At 72.9% G+C, this 15,487-nt stretch carries 15 protein-coding genes; 9 read left to right on the top strand and 6 right to left on the bottom strand.

Translation table 11 applies throughout. The annotated features are described in order from the left end of the window. Positions 1-428: hypothetical protein (locus tag ACFU99_RS11315; protein WP_384389180.1), on the bottom strand; the 428-nt coding region annotated here is incomplete at its 3' end. Positions 429-541: 113 nt separating this feature from the next. Between ACFU99_RS11315 and ACFU99_RS11310 the strand changes: the two genes are divergently transcribed. After that, complete coding sequence (locus ACFU99_RS11310) at positions 542-1,057, top strand: GNAT family N-acetyltransferase (protein ID WP_384389177.1); 516 nt, start codon at positions 542-544, stop codon at positions 1,055-1,057. Between the two features lie 275 nt (positions 1,058-1,332). Here ACFU99_RS11310 and ACFU99_RS11305 read toward each other — a convergent pair whose 3' ends face one another. Next, positions 1,333-3,420: a DHA2 family efflux MFS transporter permease subunit gene (locus ACFU99_RS11305; protein ID WP_384389173.1), complete on the bottom strand. Its 2,088-nt coding sequence runs from the start codon at positions 3,418-3,420 to the stop codon at positions 1,333-1,335. Positions 3,421-3,738: 318 nt separating this feature from the next. Between ACFU99_RS11305 and ACFU99_RS11300 the strand changes: the two genes are divergently transcribed. Further along, on the top strand, positions 3,739-5,004 hold the full coding sequence (locus tag ACFU99_RS11300) for a peptidoglycan-binding protein (protein WP_384389171.1): 1,266 nt from the start codon (positions 3,739-3,741) through the stop codon (positions 5,002-5,004). 292 nt (positions 5,005-5,296) lie between these two features. Next, a complete protein-coding gene (locus ACFU99_RS11295) occupies positions 5,297-5,962 on the top strand; it encodes an HAD-IA family hydrolase (RefSeq protein ID WP_384389168.1) in 666 nt (221 codons plus the stop codon). A 105-nt stretch (positions 5,963-6,067) separates the two neighbouring features. Here ACFU99_RS11295 and ACFU99_RS11290 read toward each other — a convergent pair whose 3' ends face one another. Together ACFU99_RS11290 and ACFU99_RS11285 are read right to left on the bottom strand one after the other, a co-directional pair. Then, the gene (locus ACFU99_RS11290) at positions 6,068-6,649 is read right to left on the bottom strand and encodes a TMEM165/GDT1 family protein (protein WP_384389165.1); all 582 of its coding nucleotides are present in this window, start codon (positions 6,647-6,649) and stop codon (positions 6,068-6,070) included. A gap of 239 nt (positions 6,650-6,888) precedes the next feature. Then, entirely contained in the window at positions 6,889-7,776 is an 888-nt protein-coding gene (locus ACFU99_RS11285) for an ABC transporter permease (RefSeq protein ID WP_384389186.1), read from the bottom strand. 232 nt (positions 7,777-8,008) lie between these two features. Here ACFU99_RS11285 and ACFU99_RS11280 point away from each other — a divergent pair, with 232 nt between their 5' ends. The 5 genes from ACFU99_RS11280 (at position 8,009) to ACFU99_RS11260 (ending at position 12,907) form a co-directional block, all read left to right on the top strand. Next, positions 8,009-8,755, top strand: coding sequence for an HNH endonuclease family protein (locus tag ACFU99_RS11280; RefSeq protein ID WP_384389162.1), 747 nt, complete (start codon positions 8,009-8,011; stop codon positions 8,753-8,755). 99 nt (positions 8,756-8,854) lie between these two features. Further along, complete coding sequence (locus ACFU99_RS11275) at positions 8,855-10,684, top strand: alkaline phosphatase D family protein (RefSeq protein WP_384389159.1); 1,830 nt, start codon at positions 8,855-8,857, stop codon at positions 10,682-10,684. Between the two features lie 203 nt (positions 10,685-10,887). Then, complete coding sequence (locus tag ACFU99_RS11270) at positions 10,888-11,364, top strand: DoxX family protein (RefSeq protein ID WP_384389156.1); 477 nt, start codon at positions 10,888-10,890, stop codon at positions 11,362-11,364. A gap of 331 nt (positions 11,365-11,695) precedes the next feature. Continuing rightward, positions 11,696-12,346, top strand: a complete 651-nt coding sequence (locus ACFU99_RS11265) for a DedA family protein (protein ID WP_384389153.1) — start codon at positions 11,696-11,698, stop codon at positions 12,344-12,346. Positions 12,347-12,394: 48 nt separating this feature from the next. Continuing rightward, the gene (locus ACFU99_RS11260) at positions 12,395-12,907 is read left to right on the top strand and encodes a GNAT family N-acetyltransferase (RefSeq protein WP_384389150.1); all 513 of its coding nucleotides are present in this window, start codon (positions 12,395-12,397) and stop codon (positions 12,905-12,907) included. 105 nt (positions 12,908-13,012) lie between these two features. On the opposite strand, the gene snpA is transcribed toward ACFU99_RS11260, so the two are convergent. Further along, positions 13,013-13,678: a snapalysin gene (snpA, locus tag ACFU99_RS11255; protein WP_384389147.1), complete on the bottom strand. Its 666-nt coding sequence runs from the start codon at positions 13,676-13,678 to the stop codon at positions 13,013-13,015. 256 nt (positions 13,679-13,934) lie between these two features. Between snpA and ACFU99_RS11250 the strand changes: the two genes are divergently transcribed. Then, positions 13,935-14,984 (top strand): LysR family transcriptional regulator, encoded by a 1,050-nt coding sequence (locus tag ACFU99_RS11250; protein ID WP_384389183.1) that lies wholly within the window; start codon positions 13,935-13,937, stop codon positions 14,982-14,984. Positions 14,985-15,015: 31 nt separating this feature from the next. Here the strand turns inward: ACFU99_RS11250 and ACFU99_RS11245 are convergent. After that, on the bottom strand, positions 15,016-15,487 hold a 472-nt coding region (locus ACFU99_RS11245), incomplete at its 5' end, for an NAD(P)H-dependent oxidoreductase (protein ID WP_384389144.1).

Here is a 15,487-nt window from a genome sequence, read left to right as displayed (position 1 = left end):
CCGCGCACGCTGTGCGCGTGGTGCACGGACAGCGCCGCCACCTGCTCGTCATAGGGGTCCGCCGGATAGCCGCGGTCGCGTACGAGCCGGGCGAGCAGCTGTTCGGCGTCGGCCACGGCCTGGCCGGGCGCCTCGACGAACTCCTCCTGGACCCCGTTCCAGGAAGCCACGTACCGCTCGCGCGACTCCCCCGTCAGAGGCTGGATCTTGACGTCTCCGTGCCGCCGCAGCCGCTCGGTCAGCTCCTTCTCCGCCGCCTTCGCGTCGCCGTCGTGCCGGGCGAGGGCCAGGTCGTACTCGGGGCCGAAGCGCCGCCGCAGCCCACGCCCCCGGCCTCGGCCCCGGCCGCCGCGCAGCAGGCCGGCGGCGAGCGCCGCGAGGAGGATGACGGCGGCGGCGATCACGATGATGGTCACGCCAGTCGACATGTCGTCCCTTCCGCAGGAGCCCCTGCTTCCGGGGCCCGTTCACGCTCGGGTAGCCCTGCCGCCCCCGCCCAAACTCGGCTGCGCCGCCCGCCCCGGCCTGCCAGGATGCGCCCATGACGCACACCGACACCGGCCTCGCGCGCTGGGCCGTCGCCTCGCGGCCGGTCGCCGCCCCCGAGTCGGCCGCCCTGCTGAGGGAGTATCTGTTCGATGTGGCGGGCCGCTGGTACGAGCTCCACCACGGCCGCCGCATGACCGCCGAGGAGGGCGAGCGGCACCTGGGCGAGATGCCCAGCGACGACCTCGCCCCGCCGGACGGCGCCTTCCTGATAGCCCGCCACGACGGCGAGCCGGTGGGCTGCGCGGGGCTGCGCCGCCTGGACGCCCGTACCGCCGAGCTGCGGCGGATGTTCCTGCGCTCCGCCAAGCGCGGCCTGGGCGGCGCGTCCCTGCTGCTCGCGGCCGCGGAGGGCCAGGCGCGCGACTGGGGTGTGCGACGCCTCGTCCTCGACACCAGGCTCGACCTCGTCGAGGCCCGCGCCCTCTACGAACGCCACGGCTTCACCGAGATCCCGGCCTACTCCCACGGCCCGCACTCGGAGATCTGGTACGGGAAGGAGCTGGACTGACCGGGCCGGGCCCGGAAAACACGGGCCGGACCCCGGCCCGCCCCGACAGGAACCGACCGAGCCCCGGCCCGGCCCGACAGGAACAGCCCTGACCAGGCCGTCCAGGCTCTGCGAGAACCTGGCCCGTCCTGGTCGCACCGGCAAGGAGCAGGCCGGGCACCGGTCTGCCGCCGGCGCCGTCGCCCCCGGCCGAAGGCCGGCCTGGCGCGAGCCCTTCAAGCCCCGGCCGCAGGCCGACGCCGGTCTTCCGCCTCGGGGCGCCCCGAAGCCGCCCCTCAGGCCGGTTCCGGCGGCGGTACCACCCGCCGCTCGGCATCGCCGTTGTGGGGCCGTTCCCCGTCCGAGCCGCACAGTTCGCCGTTCAGCTCATCGACCAGCTCGATGAGGTCCGTGGGCCGGTCCGGCGTCCACCAGTCGCCGAGCAGTTCGGCCAGCGATTCCGCGCGGGCCCGGTACAGCAGGCCCGCCAGCCGCCGCCCCTCGTCGGTCATCACGAGCGGCATCCCTTCCCGTACGGCCAGCCCCCGCTGCTCCAGCTGCCGCGCCGCCTCCATGATGACGCGCAGCGGTACGGGCACCCGTTCGGCGAGCACCGACGGCTCGACGGAGCCGTAGCGGTTCATGCGCAGCAGCATCCAGCCGGCGGCGGGCTTGAGGTCCAGCCCGGCCCGTTCGGTGATCTTCTCGTAGATGTGGCGGCGGCCCTCGCGGGTGCCGAGGACGGAGAGCGCGCGGGCGGCCTCGTCGCGGGAGGAGCGTTCGACGGGGTTGGAGGAGAGGACCTCGCTGGCGTCGGGGACGCTGACGCTGCCGCGCAGCGGTTCCTCGCGGAGCAGCCAGGCGAGGACGAAGGCGACGGCGGCGACCGGCACGGCGTACAGGAAGACGTCGGTGATGGAGACGGAGTACGCCTGGAGCACCCCCGACCGGTCCCCCGGCGGGAGCCCCGCGACGGCGCGCGGGTCGGCGGCGAGCGCCTTGGGGTCGACGCCGGGCGGCAGTTGCTTTCCGGCCAGGGCGTCGGCGATGCGCGGGGCGAGCTTGTCGGCGAAGATCGTGCCGAAGATGGAGACGCCGAACGACGCGCCGATGGAGCGGAAGAACGTCGCGCCGGAGGTGGCCACGCCCAGGTCCTCGTAGCCGACGGCGTTCTGCACGATGAGCACGAGGACCTGCATGACCAGGCCGAGCCCGAAGCCGAAGACGAAGAAGTAACCGCTCATCTCGACGACGCCGCTGGCCGGGTCGAGCCGGTGCAGGAGCAGCAGCCCGACGACGATGACGGCGGTGCCCGCGATCGGGAAGACCTTGTAGCGGCCGGTGCGGCTGACGATCTGGCCGGAGGCGGTCGAGGAGAGCAGCATGCCGATCACCATCGGCAACATGTGCACGCCGGACATGGTGGGCGAGACGCCCTGGACGACCTGGAGGAAGGTCGGCAGGTACGTCATCGCGCCGAACATGGCGAAGCCGACGACGAACCCGATCACCGAACAGAGCGCGAACGTACGGATCTTGAAGAGCTTCAGCGGCAGCACCGGCTCGGCGGCGCGCCGCTCCACGAGCACGAACGGCACCAGCAGCGCCACGCCCAGCGCCCCGAGCCCGATGATCTGCCAGGACGCCCACGGGTAGCTGACGCCGCCGAGCGAGGTCATCAGGACCAGACAGGTGGCGACGGAGGCGATCAGCAGAGTGCCGAGGTAGTCGATGCGGTGCGGGGTGCGGCGGGTCGGGATGTGCAGCACGGCGGCGATCACGAGGAGGGCGATCACGCCGATGGGCAGGTTGATGTAGAAGACCCAGCGCCAGCTGAGGTGGTCCACGAAGAGCCCGCCGAGCAGCGGCCCGAGGACGCTCGTACCGCCGAAGACCGCGCCGAACAGCCCCTGGTAGCGCCCCCGGTCGCGCGGCGGCACGATGTCGCCGACGATGGCCATCGAGAGCACCATCAGCCCGCCGCCGCCGAGGCCCTGGAGGGCGCGGAAGCCGATGAGTTCCGGCATGTTCCGCGCCACGCCGCAGAGCGCGGAGCCGATCAGGAAGATGACGATGGCCGCCTGGAAGAGCTTCTTCCGGCCGTACTGGTCGCCGAGCTTGCCCCAGAGCGGGGTGGCCGCCGTCGAGGCCAGCAGATAGGCGGTGACCACCCACGAGATGTGGTCGAGGCCGCCGAGGTCGCTGACGATCGTGGGGAGGGCGGTGGAGACGATCGTCTGGTCCAGCGCGGCGAGCAGCATGCCGAGGAGCAGCGCGCTGATCGCGACGAGAACGGTCCGCTTGGGCTGTCCCGCGCCGGGCACACCGGCCGGCGGCCTCTGGTAGGGCGCGGGTGTGCCCGCTGGGTTCCCGTCCTGCGCCATGGACGCCTCCTGGGGTCCGGCCACCGCCTGAGCCGTGGCAGTCGTCCGTACCGGTCCGCACGCGCCATACGGCTCGTACGCTCCATACGGCCCGTACGAGCGGCCGTACGCTCCATACGGCCCGTACGAGCAGCCGTACGCTCCGTACTCCCTGCGAGCCGTGCGGATCCGCTCGGCAGATCCGCTCGGCACCGCTCCCCATCTTGGTCCGAATGCCCCGGTACGGCCCGCTGATATACGCCATCGGCAGCCGGGGGCCGCCTGTGCAGAACCCGTTCCGCTCTGCATAATCGCTGCGATGTCAGGGAGGGGACGTCAGTGACAGGAGAGATCTGCCCACGCTGCTCCGCACCACCCCGCACGGACGGCGCTCCGAGCTGCCGCTGCGACGCCCTGGCGGCGGAGCGGGAGGCGGCGATCGCGGCTTCCGAGGACTTCGACCCGCTGCGATTACGCCCGTACGTCGCGCTGGGCGACGCCCCCGCGGACCACGCGGGCGGCCGGCTGCCGCCACCGCCCGTACGCCTGGCGGGGGACCTCCTGCCCAGCGGGAGCCCCATATTGAGCGGGGAACCCTTATTCGGCAAGGGTCCTGCGTTCGGCGGAGGCAGAGGTGGAGGCGGAGGCGGTAGCGGGATGGCGCCGCTCGCGGGCTACGGGCCCCCGCCGGCCGCCCCCGAGCCCGAAGCGGAACTCTTACCCGGCGGGCCGCCGCCGCTGCCCCTCATGAGGCCGGGCGCGTACACCCCGGCCCCCTCGGCTCCCTCGGCTCCCCGGCCGCGCGTCTGCGCCCGGCCGCCCGAGCCCCCTGAGCCGCCTGCACCACCGGCCGGATCCAGCCGAATCGGCCCGCTTCCCGAACTCGGCCGGAACGGACCGGCCGCACCACCGCACGGGAACCCCTCCTCCCCCACCGGAAACCGCCCGCCCCACGGGCCCCCGCCGCGCCACCGGCGGCGCAGACGCCCCACCGCCACGATCGTCACGCTGACCACGGGAGCCGCCGCGGCCGTGGCCTGCGCCGTGGCGATCAGTACGGGACTGCTGGGCGGAGACCGCGGCGACGGCGGCGACGGCGGCGACAGGGCCCTCGCGCGGAACCGTACGAGCGCGCCGCCGCCGGAGGGGATGCCCGACGGGGACCCGGCGCAGGCGCCGGAACCGGCACCGGTGTCGGCGGCCCCGCCGCCGTCCTTCCCGGCCGCGCCGCCCCAGGCGCAGGCCCCGGCCGCGAGGACGTCGCGGGCCGCGCCCCCGGCGCGTACCGCCATCCCGCACTTCCCCGGGCCGGCCACCGGGGGCCCGGCCGCCCCGTCCCCGTTCCGTTCCACGCCGCCGCAGCCGCGGCCACCGGCGGTCCGCGTGTTGCGGGAGGGGATGCGCGGGGCTGATGTGGCGGACTTGCAGCGGCGCCTGGAGCAGACCGGCATCTGGTACGAGGGCGGAACCGACGGCTACTTCGGCGCGGACGAACGCCGGGCCGTCGCCGACTACCAGCGGGCCAAGACGATCACCACCGACCCGTCCGGGGTCTACGGCCCGCGGACCCGCCACGCCCTGGAGGCCGAGACGGACGGCCCGTAGCCTCGCTGCTTCCACCGGGGCCCCGTCTCTTCCACCGGGCCCCGTCTCTTTCACCGGCCCCCGCCGACGCCTCCCCGAACTCGTTTTGTATCGTTGGAAAACAAAGTGATCCCGCCTGTTTTCCCTGACCGGCGGGCGGGATCGCTTGTTTTCTTCCCTTATCTCCACCCATGTCTCCCCTCCTCCCCCCTTAAAGGCGTTTGGCGCGCGCGTCCGCAGTTTGTATCGTTGAGAAACAAAGCGGTTCGCGCCGAGTGGCCACCGCACCGCGTCAACGAGCCGGGAGTGCACTATGCGCAGGTCAGAGGAGTTCGACGGGGTCAAGGCCCTGCTCCTGGACATGGACGGGACCATCGTCAACTCCGACGCCGTCGTCGAGCGCTGCTGGCGCCGGTGGGCCGAGGAGCAGGGGCTCGACCCGGTCGAGGTGATGAAGGTCGTACACGGCCGCCAGGGCTACGCGACCATGGCCACGCTCCTCCCCGACCGCCCCATGGAGCTCAACTACGCCGACAACCGCCTGATGCTCGCCGAGGAGACCGCCAACCTGGACGGCGTCATACCGGTCCCCGGCGCGCCCGCCTTCATGGCCTCGCTCGCCGACCTGCCGCACGCCCTCGTGACCTCGGCCGACACCGCGCTCGCCACCGCACGCATGGGCGCGGCCCAGCTGCCGATGCCGACGGTGCGGATCACCGCGGAGTCCGTCGGGGCGAGCAAGCCCGACCCGGAGGGCTTCCTCAAGGGCGCCGCCGAGCTGGGGTTCTCGCCCGCCGAGTGCGTCGTGTTCGAGGACTCCGAGGCGGGCATCGCGGCCGGCCGGGCCGCGGGCATGCGCGTCATCGGCGTCGGCCCCCGCGCGGCGGCCTTCGCCCCGGACGCGCACGTCACCCACCTGGACCAGGTCCAGGCCACGGCCCACCCCGACGGCGGCATCCGCCTGCGCGTCACGGTCTGAGGCGCGGGAGCGGGGCAGGGCCCCGTACGGACCGCCCGTACGTACGCCCGTACGCCCGCCCCTGCCCACCCCCGTCCGCCCCCGTCCGCCGGCCGAGCGGGCCCCTCAGCCCACCACCGCCTCGTACAGGCTGAAGCCCGCGAGCGCGAGCATGACCACCGCCGCCACCTTCGTGATCAGCTTCAGCGGTACGTACTTCATGAGCGTGCGGCCGCCGAGGATGCCGAGGCCCGCCACCGCCCACAGCGCCAGCACCGCGCCCACGCCGACGGAGACCGGGTCGTCGTAGCGGGCGGCCAGGTTGGCGGTCATGATCTGGGTGAGGTCGCCGAACTCCGCGACCAGGATCAGCATGAAGCCCGCCCCGGCCACCTTCCAGAAGCTCTGGTCGGCGGGCTTCTTCACCTCTTCCTCGTCGTCGTCCTTCTTGAGCAGCAGCACCGCCGCCCCGGCCAGGAACAGGACGCCGACGACGCCTTGGACGACCCGGTGCGGAAGCAGGGTGAGCACGCTGCCCGCCGCGATGGCGAGCGCCACGTGCACGGCGAAGGCGGCGGCGACGCCGACGAAGACGTACGACGCGCGGTAGCGGGTGCCGAGCATGAGCCCGGCGAGGGCGGTTTTGTCGGGTAGTTCGGCCAGGAAGACGACGCCGAAGACGAGCGCGGTGACGCTGATGCTGAGCACGGGTTGGTTTCCTCGATCGGTCGGGTGTGCCGCACCGAGAGACCTGCGTGATCACGATCAGGGGTCGCTTCGGCACGGCAGCGTCATGGACACTGCGGCCGAAGGTCTCGCTGGCGGCTGCTCGCGCAATCGCCTCCGGGCGCCGGCTCAGCCCCTCTGGATTCCGGAGAATGTCCAAAGAGTCCGAGCAGTATGTCGACGGTCCGGCGAAGAGCTACTCCCCTTCTGCTCCGAACAGCCTACGCGACCGCCCGGTCGGCGGGCATGTCCCGCCGGAGCCGCCCCGGCACCAGCCGCCGCCACGGCCCGCGCCGCCCGCCGCCGCCCGAGGGATCCCGGTGGATGCGGCCCCGCGCGATCAGCTCCAGTACGGCCGCCACGGCCACCGCCTGCACCGCCATCAGCGCGACCAGCACGAACAGCTGCACCGCGCCCGCCAGCACCGGTGACGCGCCGCCCAGCAGCATCCCGACGAACGCGCCGGGCAAGGTGACCAGCCCCACCGTCCGGGTCTGGTCCAGCCCCGGCAGCAGCGCGTCGGAGGCGGCCGGGCGGGCGATCTCCAGCCGCGCCTCGCGGTCGAGGAGGCCGAGCGCCATGCCCGCCTCCACCTCGCCGCGCCGCGTGTGCAGCTCGTCCAGCGCGCGCCGCCCGCCGAGCACGGTCGCGGTGAGGCCGCCGCCGATGAGGATGCCGGTGACCGGAATGAGCGCGATGCCCTTGAGCGGTACGAGCCCGGTCAGCAGCAGCGCGAGGACGACCGGCGCCACCCCGGCCCCGATCGGTACGGCCGTCCACCACCAGGTGCCGTTGTCCGTGATGCGGCGGCCGGAGGTGCGTACGGCCACGAGGAACATCAGCGCGATGAAGGCCAGCAGCAGCGGGACCGAGTGCACCACGAAGCCGATGACGTAGGACACGGCGGCGAGTTGGACGGCGGCGCGCGCCCCGGAGGCCGCGATGGCGCGCGCGTACCCCCGGCCCCGGCCGTCGGCGAGGCGGGCGAACGCCGCGATCCCCACGGCCGCCACGAGCAGCACGGCCAGCACGACGCCGAGGGTGGCGTTGACCGGGAGCAGCGCGGCGGAGGCGAGGGGCGGGCCGGCGGGCTGGGGCGGCGAAACCATCGATGCCGACGGGGCGGCTGGGGCGGCGAACACCAGAGCAGCGTACGGCCGGGCGGGCGCGGCCAACGCGACTCCTGATGCGCGTGAGTGGCACCGCGTCAGACGGCCCGACCCCTTGCCTTGACATGATCGCGTCGTCACGCTGTTACTTGGCGCCCACCCCACGGAAACCCGGCGCCCTGATCCTGGCCGTGGTGCAACGGCCAACACCCCCCACACCGAGGGAGTTCGCATGTCCGGTCCGCGCAACGCCTCCGCCTTCCGAAACGTTTCCCCTTCCGCCTCCTCCCCTCGCGACGCCTCTTCCTCCCGCGACGGCTCCGCTCACGGCTCCGCTCTCCGCCGCGTCTACGCGCGTCGCGCGGCGGTGGCGGGCGGCCTCGCCGCGCTGCTCGGCGTGATCGTCCTCAACGGCCCGGCCGCCCAGGCCGACCCGCCCGCCCCGCCGGACGCCGCCACCGCCCGTACGTACCTGGGCGAGCTGACGGTGAAGGCCGAGGGGTCGATGGACGGCTACAGCCGGTCGAAGTTTCCGCACTGGATCACCCAGAGCGGCGCCTGCAACACCCGCGAGGTCGTGCTCAAGCGGGACGGGAAGGACGTCGAGCAGGACGACAAGTGCGCGGCGGTCAAGGGCACCTGGACGTCGGCGTACGACGGGGCCACCTGGACGAAGGCGTCCGATCTGGACATCGACCACATCGTGCCGCTCGCCCAGGCGTGGCGCTCGGGCGCGAACACCTGGACCCAGGACCAGCGCAAGGCGTTCGCCAACGACCTGACCCGGCCGCAGCTGATCGCGGTCACCGACAACGTCAACCAGCAGAAGGGCGACAAGGACCCGGCGCAGTGGATGCCGCCGCTCAACTCCTACGCCTGCACGTACGCCCGTATGTGGGTCACGGTGAAGCACTACTACAAGCTCACCGTCGACTCCGCCGAGAAGACCAAGCTCTCCTCGATCCTGAACGGCTGCTGACGGCTCGTCAACTAGCCGTAGAACGCTCCTGACCGGGCGGGAAACTCACGGCCCCGCTCCGTCGTTCCGTACCGTACGGGACGACGGAGGGAGGCCCGCATGACCGCCGGCCTGCGATTGGGACCGCTGCTTCGGTACATCGACCGGGAAGCGGGCGGGAGCGCCACCATCTGGATCGAGGCCGACCGGCCCTGTATGGCCGAGGTGCGCTGCGCGGACGGCGCGGGCGGCTCGGCCCGCAGCTGGCAGATAGCGGGCCATCATTACGCGCTGATCCCGGTCACCGGGCTGCGGCCGGGCACGGAGACGGCGTACCGCGTGCTGCTCAACGGCGAGGAGGTGTGGCCGCTGCCCGGCTCGGCCTTTCCGGAGAGCACGATCCGGATGCCGGAGAGCGGGGACGCCGAACTGCGCGTCACGTTCGGCTCCTGCCGGTGGGCGTCGGCGCCGTCCGACCGGGGGCACGACCCCGTCGGGCCCGACGCCCTCGACACGCTGGCCGGCAGCCTCGCCCGCCGCCCCGGAGCCGAGCGTCCGGACGTACTCCTGCTGCTGGGCGATCAGATCTACGCCGACGAGACGTCCGCCGAGACGCGCAGCTGGCTCGCCGCGCGCCGCGATCTGGCCGAGCCGCCGTGGCATCAGGTGGCGGACTACGAGGAGTACACGCGGCTGTATTACGAGTCCTGGCTGGACCCCGAGATCCGCTGGCTGCTCTCGACCGTCCCGTCGCTCATGATCTTCGACGACCACGACATCATCGACGATTGGAACACCAGCGAGGCGTGGCAGCAGGAGATGCGGGCGACGCCGTGGTGGCAGGAACGGTTGCTCAGCGGGCTGGTGTCGTACTGGGTCCATCAGCACCTGGGCAACCTCTCGCCCGACGAGCTGGCCGCCGACAAGCTGTACGGGGCGGTGTGCGAGGCGCGTGACGGCACGGAGCTGGTACGGGAGTTCGCGGCCCGCGCCGACGCCGATCCGACCGGCGTCCGCTGGAGCTACCGCCGCGACTTCGGCCGCGTACGACTGCTGATGGTCGACACCCGGGCCGCGCGGGTGCTGGACGAGGACGGCCGGGCCATGCTCGCCCCGACGGAGGCCGAGTGGCTGCGGTCGGCGGCGCTCGACGGCGGTCCCGGCGCATACGACCATCTCCTGATCGGCACGTCGCTGCCGTGGCTGCTGCCGCACTTCGTGCACGACGTGGAGGCGTGGAACGCGGCTGTCTGCCGGGGCGAGCGCGGTCCGCGCTGGGCGCGGCTGGGCGAGAAGCTGCGGCAGCGGGCGGACTTGGAGCACTGGGCGGCGTTCCCCGCCTCCTTCGACGCGCTCGCCGAGCTCATCGCGACGGTGGGCAGCGGGCCGGGCGCGCCCGCGACGATCAGCGTGCTCTCCGGCGATGTGCATCACGCGTACGTGGCCGAGCCGGAGTTCGGGCATGTGCCGGGCGGGCTGGCGAGCCGGGTGCTCCAGCTGACGTGTTCGCCGGTGCACAACAGCATCCCCGCCTCGATACGGCACGGCTTCCGGTTCGGCTGGAGCCGGGCCGGGCGGTGGCTGGGACGCGGCTTCGCGCGGCACGGGCGGGTGGCGCCGCCGGTGGTGGAGTGGAGCAGGACGGGCGGGCCCTGGTTCGGCAATCAGCTGATGACGCTGACGCTGCGCGGGCGCGGGGCGCGGCTGCGTCTCGATCAGGCGGGTGCGGCGCGGCGGGGGCGCAGCGGGGGGCGCGTTACGGGCTGGAGCCGAGGGCGCGTTACGAGCTGGGGCGAGCGACGCGTTACGGGCTGGAGCGGGCGGGGCGGTCCGCTCAGTCGTCGGAAGGGTCCGTTCAGTCGAACGCTCAACCAACTGAGCGTAGCCATGGAGACGGAGCTGTCGCCCGAGGCTCCGCGGACGCCGCAGGGCACGCCGTCACCGCCGTGACCTGGGCGGCTCCCCCGTCCACCCGCCGGAGGCCCGGATTCCGCGGCGCGGACGGCCGCCGGCGCGGTGGTGCGGGTGAGACGGAGGGTGGCCGGTACATCGAATTTGTCTGTACCAAAACAAGAACTTGAACTTGCAAGTAACGATTAGGTCAACCTAACCTGGGTCCCTCGTTTTCGTCCCCGACACGAGGAGTCCCCACCATGCCCCCCACCAATGCCCCCCTCAGCGACCGACTCAGCACGGCCAAGCCCTACGCCCTCTCCCTCTTCCGGATCGTCGTCGGGCTCCTCTTCGCCTGCCACGGAGCGGCGGCCCTCTTCGGCATACTCGGCGGCTCCGGCGGCAGCGGCGGTACCGTCGCGGCGGGCACCTGGCCCGGCTGGTACGCGGCAGTGATCCAGTTCGTCGGCGGCATCCTGGTGCTGCTCGGCGTCGGCTCCCGGACGGCCGCCCTGATCTCCTCCGGCTCCATGGCGTACGCGTACTTCAGCACCCACGCCCCCGAGGGCCTGTGGCCGCTGCTCAACGGCGGCGAGGCCGCGGCCATGTTCTGCTGGGCCTTCCTGCTGCTGGTCTTCACCGGCCCCGGCCCCCTCGCCCTGGACCGGGTGCTCGCCCGCTCCCGCCAGGAGGCGCCGGCCGCGGCGCAGCAGCGCGAGCCCAGCGCCATCGGCTGACGCGGCTCGCACAACCCACTCCGCTCGATCCGCTCAACCCGCTCAACCCGCTCAACCCGCTCAACCCGCTCAACCCGCTCAACCCGCTCAACCCGCTCAACCCGCTCAACCCGCTCAACCCGCTCAACCACAGCACAACCCACCCACTCCGCTCAGCGCGCCGCAGGGGCCCCGTCCATCGGCCGGGGCCCCGCCCGGCGCTTCGGACCGACGTCACACACCCCCACACCCGTGACCCGCACATCGCACGCGTACGCTGTACGGCTGTGAAGGCCGCTCCTGCCGCTCCCCTGCGACACCGCGGCGGGGGACCGTACCGGGAGATCAGGACGTGTTGGAGCAGTTGGGGTCACTGGCCGACCCACCATGGATCTATGTGATCGTCGGCCTGTCCGTCCTGCTCGACGTCTTCCTCCCCGTACTGCCCAGCGGCGTCCTGGTGATCACCGCCGCCACGGCGGCGGCCGGCTCGACCGCCGCGGACGCGGTCGGCGGCGCCACCCCGGTCCACCCCGCGCACGACGTCTCCACGATGTTCTCCCTGATGCTGTGCGCCGCCACCGCCTCCGTGCTCGGCGACCTCGTCGCCTACCGGCTCGCCTGGCGCGGCGGCGCCCGCTTCGACCGCGCCATGGCCCGTTCCCGCAGGCTCGCCGCCGCCCAGGACAAGATCGGCACGGCGCTGTCGCGCGGCGGCGGCGGCCTCGTCGTACTGGCCCGCTTCGCGCCCGCCGGCCGCTCCGTGGTGAGCATCGGCGCGGGCGTCATGCACCGCGAGGTCGGCGAGTTCCTGCCCTGGTCGGCCCTGGCCGGGGTGGTCTGGGCCGCGTACAGCGTGAGCCTCGGCTACTTCGGCGGCCAGTGGCTGGGGGCGACCTGGCTCGGCACGGCGGTCTCGGTGTTCGCCCTCTTCGCGGCGGGCGCGGGGGCCGGCTTCCTGATGCGCCGCCCGCGGGAGCCGCGGGATAACCCCGCGCCGTAGCGCGCCGCCCGCGCACCCGGCCGATCTTCCCGGTGGGACCATGGGCCGATGAGCTCTCCGTGGACCGTCCGCCCCGAAACCCCCGCGGACATCGAGACCGTACGCCGCATCACCCTCGACGCCTTCGGCAACCCCGGCGAGGCCGACCTGATCGACGCGCTGCGCGCCGACCCCGGCTGGCTGCCGGGGCTGAGCCATGTCGCCGAGACGCCGGAGGGCGAGGTCGTCGCCCACGCCCTGCTGACCCGCTGCCGGGTCGGCGACGCCCCGGCCGTGGCGCTCGCCCCGTGCTCGGTGCTCCCCGCGTGGCAGCGGCGGGGCGCCGGCGACGCCGTCATCCGCTCGGTCCTCGACGCGGCCCGCGCCTCCGGCGAGCGGACGGCGATCGTACTCGGGCACCCGCCGTACTACCCCCGTTTCGGGTTCGAACCGGCGTCGCGCTTCGGCATCCTGGCCCCGCAGGAGTGGCCGGACGAGGCGTTCATGGCGCTGGGCCTGGACCCGTCGGCGGGGCTGCCGAGCGGGATGGTGCGGTACGCGGCGGCGTTCGGAATCGACTGAGGGACGTACGTACGGCCGGCAGCCCGCCGGACGAAGCGGCAGCGGCCCGGCCACACGAGGAACCGAACCGCTGCCGCCCGTACTGCCGACGGCTTATCCGCTCGGTCAGCGGACCGTACGGAAGGCGTCCTTGTCGAACGGGCTGACGCCGTTGGCCCACAGCTGGTTGACGCGGGCCCGCTCCTGGGCGTTCGGCTGCGTGTTCTGGCAGGAGGTGCCGGGGCCGCCGCCCGACATCAGCTCGCTGCACGGGCCGGAGTAGTGGTCCGGGAGGCCGAGCACGTGCCCGGTCTCGTGGGCGACCACGCGCACCGAGTTGTACTGCTGGTTCTGCCGGTAGTCGAGGAAGATGTAGCCGCGGCCGTGGCCGTCCGTGCTGGCGTAGGAGCCGCGCGCGTCGTTGCCCTCGCGGTACGAGAAGTCGCCGCCGCCACTGCCCGCACGCAGCTGGACGTTGCGGACCGCGCTGTTCCAGATCTGGCTGCTGCTCGCTATCTGCGAGGCGAACGTCGGCGCGCGGCTGGCGTCGTAGGTGACCGTCACGACCGCCAGGTTCGGGTTCGCCGCCTTCTTCGCTCTGGCGACCTTCATCACCGCGTCGAAGAACGCCTTGCTGTTGGCCTGGTCGGCGGCCGACCCGGCGTACGAGGAGGTGGTGTACTGCTGCTGGGTGGAGTGGTCGGCCGCCGAGGCGGCGGTGGGCAGGGCCGTCATCGAGGCGGCCAGGCCGAATCCGAGCACCACCGAGAACACGGTCTTGGAACGGGTCATGTGGGGGACTCCATTCGAGCCGGGGCGTCACAGGCCGCTGGTGGGCAACGGCCGGGGCGCGCCGGGGAATTTTTTGGTCCCGCAGAGTGTCCGCCGAGTTCACGGTGGCGCGGATGATGCCAGTGAGGCATAACCCGATCCAATCTCCGGACCGTTCGCTGAGCTGATCTCCTCGCACAAACGTCCTGTTCGCGCGGTTTAAGCGTCTGGTGTGCCTCGCGGGAGCGCCGTTATGCTCCGGCCCGTGGAGCTCGATGTGAGGCACCTCCGCGCACTGTGCGCGATCGCCGACACAGGCAGCGTGCGCAAGGCCGCGCTGCAACTGGGCATGACCCAGCCCTCGCTGACCACACAGCTCCGACGCATCGAGAAGGCCATCGGCGGCCTGCTGTTCACCCGCGAACAGACGGGCAGCAGACCCACCCCGCTGGGGCACTCGGTGCTGTCCCGCGCCCGGCCCATAGTCGCCGAGATGACGGCCCTGGTCACCGCCGCGCGGGACGCGGTCGTGGACGCGGGCGCGGCGCGACTGCGGATCGGAAGCGTCGGCAGCCGGGCGGTGGCGGGCTGGCTGCGCCGCGTGCACGCCCGGTTCCCGGACACGGACACCACGATCCATATCGACGTGTCCGCGCACACGCTGCTCCAGATGGTCGCGACGAACCAGCTCGACATCGCCTTCGTGCACGAGCCCGAGGGGTTCCCGCTGCGCCTGCCGCCCGGCGTGGAACAGCGCGTGCTGGTGGCGCGCGAGCCGCAGTTCGTCACGCTCTCCGCCACGCACGAGGCGGCGGTGCGCCCGGTGGTGCCGCTGTCGGTGCTGGCCGACGACGCGTGGATGGTCGACCCGACGGCCGACCATGAAGGGGCGGCGATGCGGCGCGTGTTCACGCTGGCCGGGCTGGACCCGCGCATGGTGCACGTACGCGACAACACCACCGCCGCCGAACTGGCCGCCGCGGGCGAGGCCGTACGCCCTTGTCAGCCGACCTCGCCCCCGTACCGCGGCACGGTGATCCGCCCGCTGTGCGGCGATCCGATGGCGGTCCGGCTGCTGCTGGTGTCGCGGGCGAGGTCGTTCGCCGCCGCCGAGTTCGACGCCCTGTACGCGGACCTCAGGGCGTCGTACATGGAGCTGGCCCGCGCGAACCCGGTCTATCTGGAGTGGCTGCTGCATCACGGCAGCCCGCTCCTCGACGCCCCGGAGGACCCGCTGCCCGCGGCCAACGGCTATGCGACGCGGGTGCGCCGGGTGTTGAGGGGGGACGACGACGCGCGGGAGAGCTTCCAGCCGGCGGACCGCTGAGAGGACCTCTTCGACGTGGGGGCCTTCGGCCTCACCTCGTCATATGCACCTGAATTCCGCTCTGTCCCGGGGCGATGGAGTCGCGCAGCACGAGGTCGTCGTCGTAGTCGCCGCCGTTCTCCCGCCGGAAGGGGATCGGCTCGGCGGTCGGGATGCCGAGGAGCCGCTCCCGCAACTGCCCGGCGAGTTCTCGGTATTCGACGTAGCCGACGTCGGAGACGCGGTCGGCGCTCGTGACGATGAACGGCGATATGACGGACATGCCGGTGTACCAGAACGAGCCGTGCTGCACGGGGAACAGCAGCTCGTTGATATCGCCGTTCACCCCGCGCGGCCCGAATCCGGACTCGGCGGCCCCCGCCGTCACCACGATCATGGCGCGCCGCCCGGCGGGTTCGCTGTCTGCCGCCGGGGTGGTGTGGGCTGGTGTCGCAGGCGGCTGGTGGGTGGGGCGGTATTCGGCGTGGGTGGGTGCTGCTTTCGTCTCGGACCCTCCGGGTCCA

The sequence above is a fragment of the Streptomyces sp. NPDC057654 genome, assembly GCF_042800135.1.
Taxonomy (GTDB): domain Bacteria; phylum Actinomycetota; class Actinomycetes; order Streptomycetales; family Streptomycetaceae; genus Streptomyces.
This window is presented reverse-complemented; position numbering and strand designations above follow the sequence as displayed.